Here is a 15,024-nt window from a genome sequence, read left to right as displayed (position 1 = left end):
TGAAAAGACAAGCGGAAAAGCTGGACCATAAAAAAACCTCTGAAAAATCAGAGGTTTCAATTTTTTTTGTTCAAAACATTATGCCTGCAAATACCTTGCGTAAGCATAACCTTCTTCACCATCGGCAGTTCTTATTTTCCACCAGTCGTCGGAAGTCTGCTCCACTAAAGTAACTGACTCGCCTTTCGCTGCTTTTCCAACGATCGCTGCGTCAGTGGAAGGTTCCTGTCTGATATTAAGGTTAGAGTCTTCAGTCGCCACTTTCAGCGCTGCGCCCGATGCCAACTCTGCAACCTGAACGTCGACGTTAATATCCGAAGCCGAATATGTAGAATCTATTGCTCCCAAAGCGTTCCATACTGCATCTTTAGCTGCTGTGGAAGTCGCCTTTCCGGAAACATAAAGAATTCCGCCCTGTTCAGTCACCTGAAGATCTGATACTCCTGCAGACTGTGCTGCGGAAATCACGCCTGCGTATTTATCCTGTAATGCGCTCATTTTGAAAATTATTTAACGGTGTAATTGTAGTTCACTTTTCCTGCTTTCAGGCCGTCAACAGACATTTTGATTTTTCTTGCCTGTTCTGGGGAAACATTTCCGGTAAGGGTAAGTTCACCATTCACCACTTCCACTTTTACTGAAGGGAAATCTTTTACAGCATCAGTCACTTTTTGCTGAACTGCAGGATCTACGGCTGAAACAGTTTCTACTACGACCGGAGCTTCAATGGTTGACATATCCATAACATCCTTAATTCCCGGAATTGCCTTTAATGAAGCAATCATCGCATCTTTTGATGCCTGATCCTTAAATGTGCCGCTAAGGTGAGCAGTTCCATCCTTCACTTCTACAGAAGCAGTTGGGTTGGAAGTTACTACCGTAGTAGCCTGAGTCTGAAGCTCAGCATCCGTTACTTTCTTTTTACATGCCACAGAACCGAAAGATACTGCAAGCGCCAGGGCTGCCATTGCAAATGTTTTTTTCATAGTTGGATTATTTAATGTTAATATATATGATGATCAAATTTAATAATAAAATGTATGCCGAAATATTAATAAATGATAAAGTTTTCTTAAACTTTCACCAAATAACCCATAGAATACGGTTAAATTTTAGCAATAATTCAAAAAAGACACTTTTAATAAAGCTGTGATTTTCAGAGTAAAACTGCTATAAATTTTCTTCAATGGTCCGGAACGTCAGATTAATTCTGGGCGAAGTGATTTTTTTTGTGGGAGGAAGCCGGTGAAGCCAAAAACTTTGGGTTTGGTCTTTCATTACCAATAAACTCCCGTGTTCAAGGATAAGCTCCACTTTCTCTTTGGTGAACTTATGTTTGAAGGAAAATTTTCGCTCCGCGCCGAAACTTAAGGAAGCAATCGCACCGTTCTTCTTCAGATCTTTTTCACCGTCACTGTGATAGGCCATGCCTTCTTCCCCACTGTGATAAAGATTCAGCAAGCATGAATTGAATTTTTCCCCGGTGAGTTCTTCCGTTAATTTTTTTAGTTGGAGAAGTTCTTCCGTCCATGGGATGGCTTTTTTTGTAGATTTTGAGTAAGTATATTCGAAACTTTCGTCGCCGTACCAGGCCACTTTCCTTTTGGTGATAATTTTTTTTCCGAAGATGACTGCTTCATCATTTTTCCATTCAATATTTTCCATAAGTCTCCGGTAGAAGTCATCCGCTTCTGTATGGTTTAAAATTTTACCATAATAACTGACTGTTCCGTCTCTGGGAAGGAGATTGGCATCAGCATCTGCAAGGTTTCCGAATAAATCCATCATACACTTTTTAAAAATCAAATTTCTTCATTTTTTTTATAAATTCGTCTAAAATTAATATTCATGAAAAAATACCTCCATTTTATTTTCTTCTTTTGCATGGTAGCGGCATTTGCACAAACTGCTCCTGACAACACTTTCGTAAAAGATAACTTCACCAAAAAAGAAGTTTATATTCCGATGCGTGACGGTGTAAAATTATTTACTTCCATTTATATTCCAAAAGATATTTCAAAAGCTAAAAAATATCCGTTTATCATGCAGCGGACCTGCTACAGCGTTGCTCCATACGGTGAAAATGAATACCGCGCAGGTTTGGGTCCCAACAAATATCTCATGAACGACAAATATGTTTTCGTTTATCAGGATGTCCGCGGAAGATATATGAGTGAAGGAACCTTTACCAACATGACCCCGCAGGTTGACTATAAAACCAAGAAAGATGTTGATGAGAGCACCGATACTTACGATACGATCGAATGGCTTTTGAAAAACATCCCCAACAATAACGGAAAAGTAGGTCAGTACGGAACTTCCTATCCCGGTTTTTATACCGCTGCAGGAATTCTGTCCGATCACCCGGCTTTAGTGGCTTCTTCTCCGCAGGCACCAATCTCCGACTTCTGGAATGATGATTTTCTGCATAACGGAAAATTCATGCTTGGCTATTTCAGAACATTCCCTGTGTTTGGAGTGCAGAAAACCAAAGCTGAAAACAAAGCCTGGTACAACGATTCTTTTGTAAAGCAATCTTCAGAAGACGGGCTGAAATTCTACCGTGAAATGGGAACTCTGAAAGACGGTTACGAGAAATATTATAAAAACAATTTCTTCATGACCGAGATCATGAATCACCCGAACTACGATGAATACTGGCAGAAAAGAAGCCTGCTTCCCCACTTAAAAAATGTAAAACATGCCGTAATGACGGTGGGCGGATGGTTTGATGCGGAAGACTTATCCGGTCCGCTGAACATTTATAAAACCATTGAAAAAACCAGCCCTAAAGCCAAAAACACTATTGTAATGGGACCTTTTTCTCACGGAGCATGGGCGCGTGAAAACGGAAAACATTTCCATAATGAGATTTATTTTGGAGACAGTATCGCGACATATTATCAGAAAAACCTGGAAACTAAATTCTTCAATCATTATCTGAAGGGGAACACAAAAGCGGACGCAGGTTTACCGGAAGCCGTGATGTATGACACCGGGAATAAAGAATGGAAAGAATTTGCTGCCTATCCACCGAAAAACGCGCAGAAAGTTAACTTTTATCTGGCCGACGGAACTCTTAAGAAATCACCGTCACAAAGTGTTTCTGAATATTACAGCGATCCCAATAATCCTGTTTTAAGTTCTGAAAACATTAAAGAATTCAACGGATTTACGCCAAGAAATTACATGAGTGAAGACCAGCGTTTCGCCGTAGGAAGACCTGATGTCCTAACTTTCACCACGGATATTCTTACTGAAGACCTTACTTTTGCTGGCGAAATAATGGCCAAACTGAACATTGCATCGACTTCCACTGACGCAGATTTTGCGGTGAAACTCATCGATGTTTATCCGGAAGATTTTGTACCGAAAGAAAAAAAAGAAGGGGTGATTTATGGAAACTATCATCAGATGGTTCGCAGCGAAATTATGCCGGCCAGATTCAGAAATTCCAGAGAAAAACCGGAAGCACTGCAAGCGAATCAGAAAACGGCAGTGAATTTTCAGCTTCAGGATGTGATGCACACTTTCAAAAAAGGGCACCGGATCCAGATTCAGATTTCCAGCACATGGTTTCCGCTTTTTGCCGTGAATCCTCAAAAATTTATGGACAATCCTAACTTTGCCACCAAAGAAGACTATACGAAAGCTTTCATTAAGATCTTCGGCGACAGTTCAATTGAAGCCGATATTCTCAAATAAAACTCACAAAAAAGTCCTGAAGAAATTCAGGACTTTTTTATAGATTTAAATATTTGTTATTTGTTGATATGATAGTAAGCCAGCATTTTATAATACAGCTTTGCAGAAAGGAAAGCTGTAGGTTTTGGCATCGGTGAATCCATTAATTCCACAATATCAAAAGCAACTACATTGCACTTTTCAAACACTTTTCTTAAAAGCTCCAAAGTCGGATACCACTGTAATCCGCCCGGTTCCGGAGTTCCTGTTGACGGCGCAATGGAAGGATCGAACACATCAAGATCGATCGTGATATACACGTTCCCCGAAACTTTCTCCAGAACATCATTGATCCAGTTTTCGTTGTTGGCGATCGTGTGAGCCCAGAAACACTGCTCCTGATTGACATGCTCCCTTTCTTCCACATCCATGGAACGGATGCCTACCTGAACCAGGTTATGTTTTTTGCTTGCTTCATATACCGCACATGCATGATTGGAAGTAGAACCGTGAAAATCCGGACGCAAATCGGTATGCGCATCAAGCTGCAGAACGGTCAGGTTTTCGTATTTCTCCCCGACAGCGCGGATAGAACCGATGGAGACTGAATGTTCGCCGCCAAAAAGCGTGAACAGTTTATCATCATGATTCAGCAATTCTTTTGTTTTCTGGTAAACCGCATCTGTCATTGCTTCAGGGGAAGATTTTTCTGTAATTTCTCCCGCCAGATAAACGCCTTCCAGATAAGGTTCTGTTCCGGTTTCGATATCGTAAAGTTCCATGTTTTCCGAAGCATCCAGAAAAAGTTCCGGTCCTTTATCGGCTCCTTTTCCCCAGGTTGAAGTTCCGTCGTAAGGAACTGTTACCAACACTACTTTTGAAGTTTCTAACTGAGCATTTTCTTCAGGAATTCCTGCGTATGTTTTCATGTGACGTTTTGAATTTGAGATTATAAATTTGAATTTTCAAAGATAATTATTTCTCCTCTATTTCCTGATATGGCTTTTTCCCGTTTTCTATTCTGAATGCGTAAATTTGCAAAAATTAAAAAAATGCCTTTAAAAGCTGTTTTGTTCGATATGGACGGAGTTATTGTTGATACCGAACCTCTTCACCGGAAAGCCTATTTCAGAATGTTTGAAGACTTCGGACTGGAGGTTTCTGAGGAAATGTACACCACTTTCACCGGCGCATCCACGAAAAAAGTTTGCATCACCCTGGTTGAACGGTTCCAAATCGATGAAACTCACGAAACCTTAGCTGCCATCAAAAGGAACTATTTTAAACATTATTTTGATACCGATCCGGATTTCGGTTTAATTCCTGGCGTTAAAAATCTGATAAAAAATTATTATGACAATGGCCTCAAACTGATTTTGGCTTCGTCAGCACACATGAATACGATCAACTGGGTCTTTGAGAAATTTGATCTTGAAAAATATTTTCTCGGAAAGATCAGCGGCGCGGATCTTCAGGAATCAAAACCTCATCCGGAAATTTTTATCACCGCCGCGGAAATGGCCGGTGAACAAAAAGAAAACTGCATGGTTATCGAAGATTCCACGAACGGAATTAAAGCTGCTTATGCTGCCGGAATTTTCTGTGTCGCTTACCAAAGCGCTCATTCTAAAAGTCAGATTTATGACAGAGCGGGTTTGCTGGTTTCTGATTTTTCTGATATTGAGTTTGAAAAAATCGAAAAGTATTTTTAAAACCAAATTTAATATAAATTTTCACAAAAGGGATTCTTCCTGATCTTCTAGCCCCGATTGCAGCGAAAATCCTTTTTGGCGTTTCCGCCAAAAAGATTGCAGAGTAAAGCGGGACCTAAATAAAAAAGGAGCAACTGTTTCGTTGCTCCTTATTTTTAATAACCTAAAAGTTTCAGGACGTCTTCAGGTCTCTGCTCTTCACGGAACACTTCGTAAGTGAAGTTGCCGTCCTCGTCTTTATCGATAAGGATATGCTTTGGCTGCGGCATCAGACAGTGATGAACACCGCCGTAACCCGCAATCGTTTCCTGGTAGGCTCCGGTATGGAAAAACCCGATGTAAAGCGGTTTTGTGTCGCTGAAAACCGGAAGATAAATTGCGTTGGTATGCTGTTCGGAATTGTAATAATCATCCGAATCACAGGTTAAACCGCCTAAAAACACTCTTTCGTAAGTATCTTCCCAACGGTTGAGCGGAAGCATGATGAAATGGCGCGAAATCGCCCACGTATCCGGCAAAGTCGTCATGAAAGATGAATCAATCATGTTCCATTTTTCTCTGTCGTTCTGGCGTTTCTGAGAAATAATTTTATACAGGTGACCGCCACTTTCGCCAACGGTAAAACTACCGAATTCGGTATAGATATTCGGTTCTTCAACTCCTTCTTCTTCACAGAATTTCTTGATCTGAGAAACAATTTCATTCACCATATACTGGTAATCGTAATCGAAATTCAGGGAAGTTTTTATCGGAAAACCGCCGCCAATGTTGAGAGAATCCACTTCAGGCGCGATCTTTTTCAGTCTTGCATAAACGCGGAGACATTTGTATAATTCATTCCAGTAGTATGCAGTATCCTTAATTCCGGTATTGATGAAAAAGTGAAGCATTTTTAGTCTTGCATTCGGATGTTCAGCAATTTTCTGACTGTAATAAGGGATGATATCTTTGTATCCAATACCCAATCTTGAGGTATAGAATTCGAATTTCGGCTCTTCCTCGGAAGCGATTCTGATCCCGATGTTGAAAGTGGTATCGATGCTTTCGGTAAGCTTATCGAGCTCGCGGTAATTATCCAGAATCGGTGTAATATTTTCAAAACCGCTATTGATTAAATCTGAAATTTTTGCAAGATAATCGTCAGTTTTGAAACCGTTACAGATCACCTCCACATTTTTATCGAATTTCCCTTTGTCATAAAGCGATTTCACAATATCCATATCGTAAGCCGAAGAAGTTTCCAAAGAAATATCGTTTTTTAACGCTTCTTCCAGAACGAAAGCAAAATGACTGGATTTCGTGCAGTAGCAATAGCGATATCCTTTTTTATAATCACTTTTTTCAATTGCTTCTTTGAACCACGCTTTTGCCCGCTGAATATTGGTAGAAATTTTCGGCAGATAATTAAATTTCAAAGGCGTCCCAAACTTTTCGACGACCTCCATCAAAGGAATATCGTGAAATTGCAGCGTATTTTCCGAGACGTTGAATTCTTCGGTCGGGAAATACAAAGTTTGGTCGATGAGTTCTGAATATTTAATTTTCATTTTTTAGCGGTCGTATTTACGGGTTGAGAGTGCAAATTTGGTGAAAAAAGTTGGTTTTTTATTTTAAATTTATCATAAAAAACAATTTGCACGCAAAAACAGCCGAATCTCCGCCGAAATGAAAATATCTGCAAAAACATTCAGTTGATTTTCAGGAGAAAGAAATCTGCCGAAAGATCTTTAAAATTCCGATTTGCTTTTAAATTCCAACAAAAACTACCAAATCTCCACTTTCAAAATCAATAATAACCCGGTCCTCCGAGGCGAAATTCCTGGTTCCTATTTTTTGGGTGAGTATTAAATCCTCTTTCGTTAGTGGCCAGTTTAAACCCTGAGTAGAAATTTTTTCTGCTGCAGGAAAAGGATAGAGTGAGATCATTTTTCCCTTGACGTTTTCTAAAACTAAATGATTCGGTGAGAAAAAATAGGTTGAAAATTCATCATAGAAAGTGATTTCCAATTTATTTTTGAAGAGAAATGCCGTGGTTAAATTCCCCAAAAAATGATCCATTTCGCCGCCACTTCCTCCGTAAACATCTACTTTTTTAAAACCTTTTACTTTAATGATTTCCAAAGATTTTTCGAAATCGGTTTTATCCTGATCCGGTGTAAAAATAAATTTTTCGTGGTAAATATCTTCGTCAGATCCGGAATGGGAATCGAAATCCCCGGAAATAAAATCAAGCTTATCCAGCGGAAAGTTCTTTTCCTTCAGATAGTGAAAAGCGCCGTCTGAACAGGCAACCAATGAATAATCTTCCGTTTCGGGAAGATGTGCCGGAGGAATTCCGTTGATGAAAAGAAGAGCTTTATCTGGCATTGGGATTCCAGTATTCTTCTGTTTCGCCGTTCATTTTCGAAACATATCTTGCTAACACGAAAAGGTAATCTGAAAGGCGGTTGAGATATTTAATCAGTTCCGGACGTACTTCTTCGCTTTCATTCAGAAAGACCAAGCTCCGTTCTGCCCTTCTGCAAACGGTTCTGCAGATATGAAGGGAGGTTGCAGATTTTCCGCCTCCGGGAAGGATGAAATACTGTAATGGCTCCAGCTCTTGTTCGAAAGCGTCCATCCAGTTTTCAAGTTCTTCGATTTCGATGTCGGAAATCATCAGCGTAAGCCGTGATTTTCCGTTGGCCAATGTTAATTTATCAGTTGGTGTAGCCGATTCTGAACCGACGGTAAATAAATCAAACTGAATTTTTCTGAGTTGATTTAAAACCTTTTCGTCTGTAATTTCACATTTCGCAAATCCAATGAATGAATTCAGCTCATCAATATTCCCGTAAGATTCCACTCTTGCAGACGCTTTGGAAACCCGTGTTCCTCCGTAGAGCGCGGTTTCACCTTTGTCTCCGGTTTTGGTATAAATTTTCATTGGCTTTTCTTTGAGGTAAATTTAATGATTTTATTGCGGTTCTTAAACCTGCATTTCAAAAAAACATTGACACCAAAACACCACTATTTAATTTTTATTCAATTTTTTTGTAATAATTTCAGAACTTTTATATCCAAAGTACAGAATATTCTAAAAAACTTCATTTACAAATTAAAAATTCAATACGAAATGAACAGTATAAAAACTTTGAATACGAAAGATTACCTTACCGAAATCTTCACTAATCCATAACCAATGAATCAGGAATTTGAACAGCTCTACAAAGAGTTTTCACCGAGAATTTACAAACTCTGTCTGAGTTACTCCGGAGACCGGCTTTTTGCGGACGACCTTCATCAGGAAACCTGGATCGCGGTTTGGAACAGCCTGCCCAAGTTCCGCAATGAAAGCAAAATCGGGACGTGGATTTACAGGATCGCGATTAACACCTGTTTAATGGGAATTAAAAAGCAGAAAAACAAAGCAGATAATTCTGAGGCTATTTTATCGAAACTGATTCACGAAGAAAGCGATGACAATTCAAAGGAAATCAATCGCCTGTACGAATCAATCAGCAAACTGAAAGAAAACGAAAGGATCATCATTACTCTGGTTCTGGAAGAAAAACCTTATGAAGAAATCGCGGAAATCACCGGAATCACGGAAAACAATCTGCGTGTGAAAATCCACAGAATTAAAAAAGAACTTCAGGAAATATATTTGAATCATGGAAGAATTTAAAGAACTCGAAAACCTATGGAAACAGTCTGAAACCGAGGTTCCGGCAAAAAACACAGATATTTCAAAAATAAAAAACAACCGTATGAAACTGAAAAACACTTACACCAAAGGCGCAATAATACTCATTGTAACAGGAATCGGAATCCTGATCTTAATGACCACATTTGACGCTAAAATCAAAACCGCACCGATCATCTCGTCAATGATAATCATCTCGATAACCTGTTTTCTTCAGGCAGGTCTGATGCTTTTCACCGCTCAAAAAATCAGTAAAATAGATGAAACCCAAACGCCGGGTATGCATCTGAAACAGTGGCAAAATTTCAGACTCTTTCAGAAAAAACAGAGACACTGGAATATGCCGGTATATTATGTTTTGCTGAGCATTGCTCTCGCCGTCTATATGTACGAACTGTTGAAAACAGTGGATTTATGGAAAATGATTCTCGCTTTTATGGTCACTTATTCCTGGATGCTGTTTGCTTATTTTTATCTCGGAAAAAAGGAAGTGAAGAAACAGGACGCAAAACTTGACGGTATTATCGCGGAACTGAAAAGTCTCGAAAACCAGTTTAATTAAAGAAATCCGGGAGCTATATTTTAGCTCCCGGATTTTTATTTAAGTTCGTCCAAAACGATTTTCCAGAGATTCTTATTAAAACTCCGGAAAAAATTAATGTGCCCAATTTCCCGTTTTTCAGATTCAGTGATTTTTATTTCTCTGAACTTTTTATCCAAATTGGGATATGCAGTTTTCATCAGACTTTCCATTCCTTTCAGCGTAACCCAATGATCATCTTCAGCGTGAATAACAAATGCTTTCTGTCTTAAATCTGCTGAAACCTCTTTATCAATTTTTTCGAAAAGGCGTTTGGTTGATTTTCTGTTCAGAATTAATGTCCGCCAATCCAGAGCGACATTTTTTGGCAAACTTTCTCCCAAACCAAACCAATGAGCCGGGAAATAACCCAATAATCTGATGGTCAAAGGAAGCGCAATACCAAAACCTAAAAAAGCAGTTAAACCTACTTTAGGCGAAAGATGTCCAATATACGCATCCTGTGTGGCGACGAAAATAAACTTTTCGAAAATCTGAGCATCTTCATTCATTCCCAAAATCAAAGCACCTACGGAATGGCCGAGACAGAATTTTCTGTGGTTTGGGTAACCAGTTTTAATGAAATCCGTCACGGTTCTGAAATCTTCCATTCCCCAAGACCTCATCGAAGCTTCAAAACCTTTCATTTTTTTTGGTTTCGATTCGCCGATTCCGCTGTAATCATAAGTGATAACGACATATCCGTTCTCTGCAAAATACTTTGCGAAGGCGAAATAAACCTGCTGTTTAACACCCGTTGCAGAATTGATCAGCAGCAGTTTTCCGTTGGAAATGTCCGGTTCAAAAACCTTAACGGAAATCACTGAATCATCAGAAGTTTTTAGCAATAATTCTTTCATTGTTCAAAAAAAATTCACTTAAAATAAGTGAATTTTGAGTTTTTAAAAGTATTAAATTTATCGGTGATTCTTTCGAATTTAAGTATGCCGGGAATAACATCTAACTGCCTGTAAGATCTTTCAGATAAGGCAAACCGCTTTGTGAGCCACGGTTTATTGCAACTTTTAACGAAACATCATTGCCGAACTGAACACATTCGTCAACACTGTTCCCGTGACACATGGCCACTGCAAAACCGGAAGTGAAAGCATCGCCCATCCCCATTTTATGAAGAACCGAATCGTGATCGTTCCGGTAATATTTCATTTCCGAACCGTTAAAATAGGTGGTGGAATTGGAATCGTCGCGCACAAAAAGTTTGTTGGGATATTTTTTCAGGATTTCTTCCCGCTGATCTTCCCCAAAAACAATGGAAAGCTCGTCGCTTTTGGCCACGATAAAACTGGCATTTTCGATGACCTCCGCAGAAAGCTTTTTTGCCGGAGAAGCATAAATCCCTACTTTTTTATTGTTTTTCTTCGCAAGTTCAACAGTGAACTCAACAACATCCATCGGGATTTCCAGCTGAATCATAACTAAATCCGCCGTAGAAAAAAACTTCTCCGCTTCGGCAACATGCTTCGGCTTCAAACAGTAATTAGACGCGGGAACCACCACGATTGAATTCACTCCTTCCGAAGAAGTAACATATGCCGTTCCGGTTGCTCCCTCTTCAGTTTCGGCAACAAAACTTACATTCACCCCTTCATCTACAAGATTTCTTAAAATCTGCTGCCCGAAAGGATCCATCCCGACACATCCGATAAAATATACGCTTGCTCCAAGCCTTGCTGTTCCCACCGCCTGATTGGCGCCTTTCCCACCAAAAAAACTTTCAGATTTTTCGGCCATCACGGTTTCATTAGGCTTGGGAAGATGATTGGTATTGAGCACCAAATCAATAGACGAACTGCCAACAACAATAATTTTTGGTTGTTCCGGAGTAATTTTCATTAGCTTTGAAGGTTAGGTATTTTAATAATAGAGACGCGATAAATCGCGTCCCATTTTTTTTGTCTGCTGAACAAATTTATTCATTTAAAAACAATTGCGGAAATTATTTAACTAATATTAACTGCCGATTTCAATGAATTCTGTAACAATTTTTACCGGCTGATTATCATTCCCGAAACCGATGTAACTCGCGTAAAACCCTTCGCCATAACCGGTTTCAAAAGCAAATATATTTCCTGACTTTTCATCGTCCGGTTTTAAAAAAGCAAACTGATCAATCGCACCATTTTCATCGAAGAAATGATTATGGAAAAACTCTTCATAAATCCCCATAAATTCGCCGCCTTTTCTGTGAAACAGTTTGTTTTCTAAATGATTCAGGCAATCCTGGGTTTCTACATCCATGAAACAGCCCATTCCACTTTCTACAGGGTATCCGAAGATTTCTTCACCTTTTAAATCTTCAATATTCTGCCCTTCCGTAGTTGCCATTTTCCATTCGGAAACCTGGGAATTACTGAAAACAATTTCAACATAGGCAATGCAGTTACTTTCCCGTTCTTTATGGACCAAAACAGGAAATTCGCCCTGAGGAAAATTAATTTTAAAATCCTTCATATCATTAGTGATCAAAGGATCACAGGCCACGAGACGGCCGGTCGTCAGCATAATTTTTCCGGCATCGAAGGTCTCGATTAAAGGACTTTCAACAAAATCTTTGCTGAAGAGTCTGGAAATGTTTTCAATGTGAGTCATTTTTGTGGGCAGATTTGAAAAATTAATTGAGTTAAAGCGTTTTCAGTTTAGCTTCCAGCAAGTCGATTTTATCCTGAGCATCTTTCTGTTTTTTGCGTTCCGCGTCCACGACTTCCGGTTTTGCATTGGCCACAAATTTTTCATTGGAAAGCTTTTTCTCCACCGAAATAAGGAAACCTTTTAAGTACTTAATTTCTTCCTCAGTTTTAATTTTCTCTTCCTCTAAATCGAGGTTTTCGCTTAAAGGAATTGAAATTTCCGTAGAACCTACCAAAAAGGTAAAACTTGGCTTGTCTGTTTTCTGACCGAAACTGATCTCAGAAATATTGGCTAATTTTTTTACCAGATTTTCATTCGCGAAGGTTTCGGCATTTGTAAACACTTCAACCGTTTCTCTTGGGGAAATCCCTTTGCTTTGGCGGTAATTTCTTACTCCGGAAATCAGTTCCTTGGAGGTTTCGAAATTCCGAATCAAATCATTATTAAATGTTTCAGGTTTTCTTTGCTGTGCAATAACCAATGCGTTTTCAGGTGTTCTTTCCGCAATATTCTGCCACAGCTCTTCTGACAAAAACGGCATGAACGGATGAAGCATCTTCATCAACTCTTCAAAATAAGCAATTGTCTGATCATATACTTCTTTTGAAATCGGCTCGCCGAATCCAGGTTTAATGGCTTCAAGATACCACGAACAGAAATCGTCCCACACGAGTTTATAAAGCAAGTGCAACGCATCAGAAATTCTGAATTTCTCAAACTGATCAGCTACTTCCGCAATGGTTTTATCCATCTGATGACCGAACCACTCAATCGCCTGGCGGTCGGAATCATTGGCTTTGATTGTTTCGTCTTTGTTCCAGCCCTGAATCAGCTTATATGCATTCCAGATCTTGGTGGCAAAATTACGTCCCTGCAGCATCAGTTCTTCATCGAAAAGCAAATCGTTTCCGGCTGCAGAACTCAATAAAATTCCTACTCGAACACCATCCGCGCCGTATTTTTCAATCAGTTCAACCGGATCAGGGGAATTTCCAAGCTGTTTCGACATTTTCCTTCTCTGCTTATCACGGACAATTCCTGTAAAGTATACATTCTTGAACGGAACTTCTTTGCGGTATTCCAACCCTGCCATAATCATCCTTGCCACCCAGAAGAAAATAATATCCGGACCGGTAACCAAATCTGAAGTTGGATAATAGTAGTTGATTTCCTTGTTGTCAGGATCCAGCATTCCGTCAAAAACCGACATTGGCCACAGCCACGAAGAGAACCAGGTATCCAAAGCATCTGAATCCTGCTTTAAATCAGCAATTTCCAGTGTTGAGATTTGAGATTTTTCTCTGGCCAATACCAATGCTTCTTCGATGCTTTGTGCAACAACAAAATCATTTTCGCCTTCACCATAGAAATAGGCAGGAATTTGCTGTCCCCACCACAACTGACGGGAAATGTTCCAGTCGCGGATGTTTTCCATCCAGTGTTTATAGGTGTTTTTGAATTTTTCAGGATGAAATTTAATTTCATCATTCATCACCACATCTAGTGCAGGCTTAGCGATGTCTTCCATTTTGAGAAACCACTGAACTGAAACTTTCGGTTCGATTACCGCGCCCGTTCTCTCAGAGGTTCCTACTTTATTCACATAATCTTCAGCCTTAAGCAAAAGATTTTTTTCTTCCAGTTCTTTGGCAATTGCTTTTCTTACCTCGAACCGGTTTTTTCCTGCATAATGCTGTCCGTGATCGTTTAAGTTAGCATCATCATCCAAAGAATCAATCATTGGTAAACCATGACGTTTCCCGATTTCATAATCGTTGATATCATGAGCCGGCGTAATTTTCAATGCACCGGTTCCGAATTCGATATCCACATACTCATCTTCAATAATTGGAATTATCCGGTTAACGATAGGAACAATAACATTTTTGCCGCGCAAATGTGCATACCTTTCATCATCAGGATTTATACAAACAGCAGTATCCCCGAAAATAGTTTCAGGACGCGTTGTCGCCACCGAAAGAAATTCTCCCGTTCCCTCGATTTTATATTTTAAATAATAAAGTTTTCCATTCTGTTCTTTAAAGATTACCTCTTCATCGGAAATATTGGTTTTTGCTTCCGGATCCCAGTTAACCATTCGGTAACCTCTGTAAATCAAGCCTTTGTTGTATAAATCAACGAAAGATTTGATCACCTGCTGAGAAAGTTTCGGTTCCAGAGTGAAACGGGTTCTTTCCCAGTCACAGGAACAGCCGAGCTTTTTAAGCTGCTCAAGGATTGTTCCTCCGTATTTGTCGGTCCAGTCCCAAGCGTGTTTTAAAAACTCTTCACGGGTTAGATCAGATTTATTAATTCCTTCAGATTTCAGTTTTGCTACCACCTTAGCTTCCGTTGCAATAGATGCATGATCGGTACCGGGAACCCAACATGCGTTGAAGCCCTGCATCCGCGCACGTCTGACTAAAACATCCTGAATGGTATTATTCAGCATATGGCCCATGTGAAGAATTCCGGTAACGTTAGGCGGAGGAATTACAATCGTGTAGGGCGGTTTTTCGTTAGGTTCGGAATGGAAATAATTATTTTCCAGCCAATAGCTGTACCACTTGTTCTCAGTTTCCTGAGGATTATATTTTTCTGAGATCTGCATAAATCTTTTCTTTGTCTTTAATAGGTGCAAAAATAGGGAAATAAAAAAAATTATCTACCTATTGAAATAATTTTTAACTTTGTCGTTCTAATTTTATCAAAAC

General features: G+C 39.5%; 15 protein-coding genes. 4 read left to right on the top strand and 11 right to left on the bottom strand.

The window, feature by feature from the left end; all coding sequences use genetic code 11:
* Positions 1–78: 78 nt before the first annotated feature.
* The 3 genes from KSK37_RS06045 to KSK37_RS06035 form a co-directional block, all read right to left on the bottom strand.
* Positions 79–498, bottom strand: coding sequence for an SH3 domain-containing protein (locus tag KSK37_RS06045; RefSeq protein ID WP_217200141.1), 420 nt, complete (start codon positions 496–498; stop codon positions 79–81).
* 8 nt (positions 499–506) lie between these two features.
* Positions 507–986: a BON domain-containing protein gene (locus KSK37_RS06040; RefSeq protein WP_088359517.1), complete on the bottom strand. Its 480-nt coding sequence runs from the start codon at positions 984–986 to the stop codon at positions 507–509.
* 184 nt (positions 987–1,170) lie between these two features.
* Positions 1,171–1,785, bottom strand: coding sequence for an alpha-ketoglutarate-dependent dioxygenase AlkB family protein (locus KSK37_RS06035; protein ID WP_217200701.1), 615 nt, complete (start codon positions 1,783–1,785; stop codon positions 1,171–1,173).
* Between the two features lie 63 nt (positions 1,786–1,848).
* Here KSK37_RS06035 and KSK37_RS06030 point away from each other — a divergent pair, with 63 nt between their 5' ends.
* Positions 1,849–3,705 (top strand): CocE/NonD family hydrolase, encoded by a 1,857-nt coding sequence (locus tag KSK37_RS06030; RefSeq protein WP_217200139.1) that lies wholly within the window; start codon positions 1,849–1,851, stop codon positions 3,703–3,705.
* A gap of 56 nt (positions 3,706–3,761) precedes the next feature.
* On the opposite strand, the gene speB is transcribed toward KSK37_RS06030, so the two are convergent.
* The gene (gene speB, locus KSK37_RS06025; RefSeq protein WP_217200137.1) at positions 3,762–4,613 is read right to left on the bottom strand and encodes an agmatinase; all 852 of its coding nucleotides are present in this window, start codon (positions 4,611–4,613) and stop codon (positions 3,762–3,764) included.
* A gap of 123 nt (positions 4,614–4,736) precedes the next feature.
* Between speB and KSK37_RS06020 the strand changes: the two genes are divergently transcribed.
* A complete protein-coding gene (locus KSK37_RS06020) occupies positions 4,737–5,396 on the top strand; it encodes an HAD family hydrolase (RefSeq protein ID WP_217200134.1) in 660 nt (219 codons plus the stop codon).
* A 155-nt stretch (positions 5,397–5,551) separates the two neighbouring features.
* On the opposite strand, the gene KSK37_RS06015 is transcribed toward KSK37_RS06020, so the two are convergent.
* From KSK37_RS06015 to KSK37_RS06005, 3 genes are all read right to left on the bottom strand, one after another.
* The gene (locus KSK37_RS06015) at positions 5,552–6,943 is read right to left on the bottom strand and encodes a type III PLP-dependent enzyme domain-containing protein (RefSeq protein ID WP_088359513.1); all 1,392 of its coding nucleotides are present in this window, start codon (positions 6,941–6,943) and stop codon (positions 5,552–5,554) included.
* Between the two features lie 199 nt (positions 6,944–7,142).
* The gene (locus tag KSK37_RS06010; RefSeq protein ID WP_217200132.1) at positions 7,143–7,763 is read right to left on the bottom strand and encodes a thiamine diphosphokinase; all 621 of its coding nucleotides are present in this window, start codon (positions 7,761–7,763) and stop codon (positions 7,143–7,145) included.
* Positions 7,753–8,322, bottom strand: coding sequence for a cob(I)yrinic acid a,c-diamide adenosyltransferase (locus KSK37_RS06005; RefSeq protein ID WP_217200131.1), 570 nt, complete (start codon positions 8,320–8,322; stop codon positions 7,753–7,755). The genes KSK37_RS06010 and KSK37_RS06005 overlap by 11 nt, the downstream gene beginning before the upstream one ends.
* A gap of 255 nt (positions 8,323–8,577) precedes the next feature.
* Between KSK37_RS06005 and KSK37_RS06000 the strand changes: the two genes are divergently transcribed.
* Both KSK37_RS06000 and KSK37_RS05995 read left to right on the top strand, forming a co-directional pair.
* The gene (locus KSK37_RS06000; RefSeq protein ID WP_217200128.1) at positions 8,578–9,063 is read left to right on the top strand and encodes an RNA polymerase sigma factor; all 486 of its coding nucleotides are present in this window, start codon (positions 8,578–8,580) and stop codon (positions 9,061–9,063) included.
* Entirely contained in the window at positions 9,050–9,643 is a 594-nt protein-coding gene (locus KSK37_RS05995) for a hypothetical protein (RefSeq protein ID WP_217200126.1), read from the top strand. Before KSK37_RS06000 ends, KSK37_RS05995 begins: the two co-directional genes overlap by 14 nt.
* Positions 9,644–9,678: 35 nt before the next feature.
* Here the strand turns inward: KSK37_RS05995 and KSK37_RS05990 are convergent, their stop codons facing one another.
* The 4 genes from KSK37_RS05990 to KSK37_RS05975 form a co-directional block, all read right to left on the bottom strand.
* Entirely contained in the window at positions 9,679–10,521 is an 843-nt protein-coding gene (locus tag KSK37_RS05990; RefSeq protein WP_217200124.1) for an alpha/beta hydrolase family protein, read from the bottom strand.
* Positions 10,522–10,621: 100 nt separating this feature from the next.
* Positions 10,622–11,515: a ribokinase gene (locus KSK37_RS05985; protein WP_088359507.1), complete on the bottom strand. Its 894-nt coding sequence runs from the start codon at positions 11,513–11,515 to the stop codon at positions 10,622–10,624.
* 117 nt (positions 11,516–11,632) lie between these two features.
* Positions 11,633–12,271 (bottom strand): DUF4241 domain-containing protein, encoded by a 639-nt coding sequence (locus KSK37_RS05980; protein ID WP_088359506.1) that lies wholly within the window; start codon positions 12,269–12,271, stop codon positions 11,633–11,635.
* Positions 12,272–12,302: 31 nt separating this feature from the next.
* A complete protein-coding gene (locus KSK37_RS05975; RefSeq protein WP_217200121.1) occupies positions 12,303–14,921 on the bottom strand; it encodes a valine--tRNA ligase in 2,619 nt (872 codons plus the stop codon).
* Positions 14,922–15,024 lie beyond the last annotated feature (103 nt).

The organism is Kaistella soli (assembly GCF_019038595.1).
Lineage (GTDB): Bacteria > Bacteroidota > Bacteroidia > Flavobacteriales > Weeksellaceae > Kaistella > Kaistella soli.
This window is presented reverse-complemented; position numbering and strand designations above follow the sequence as displayed.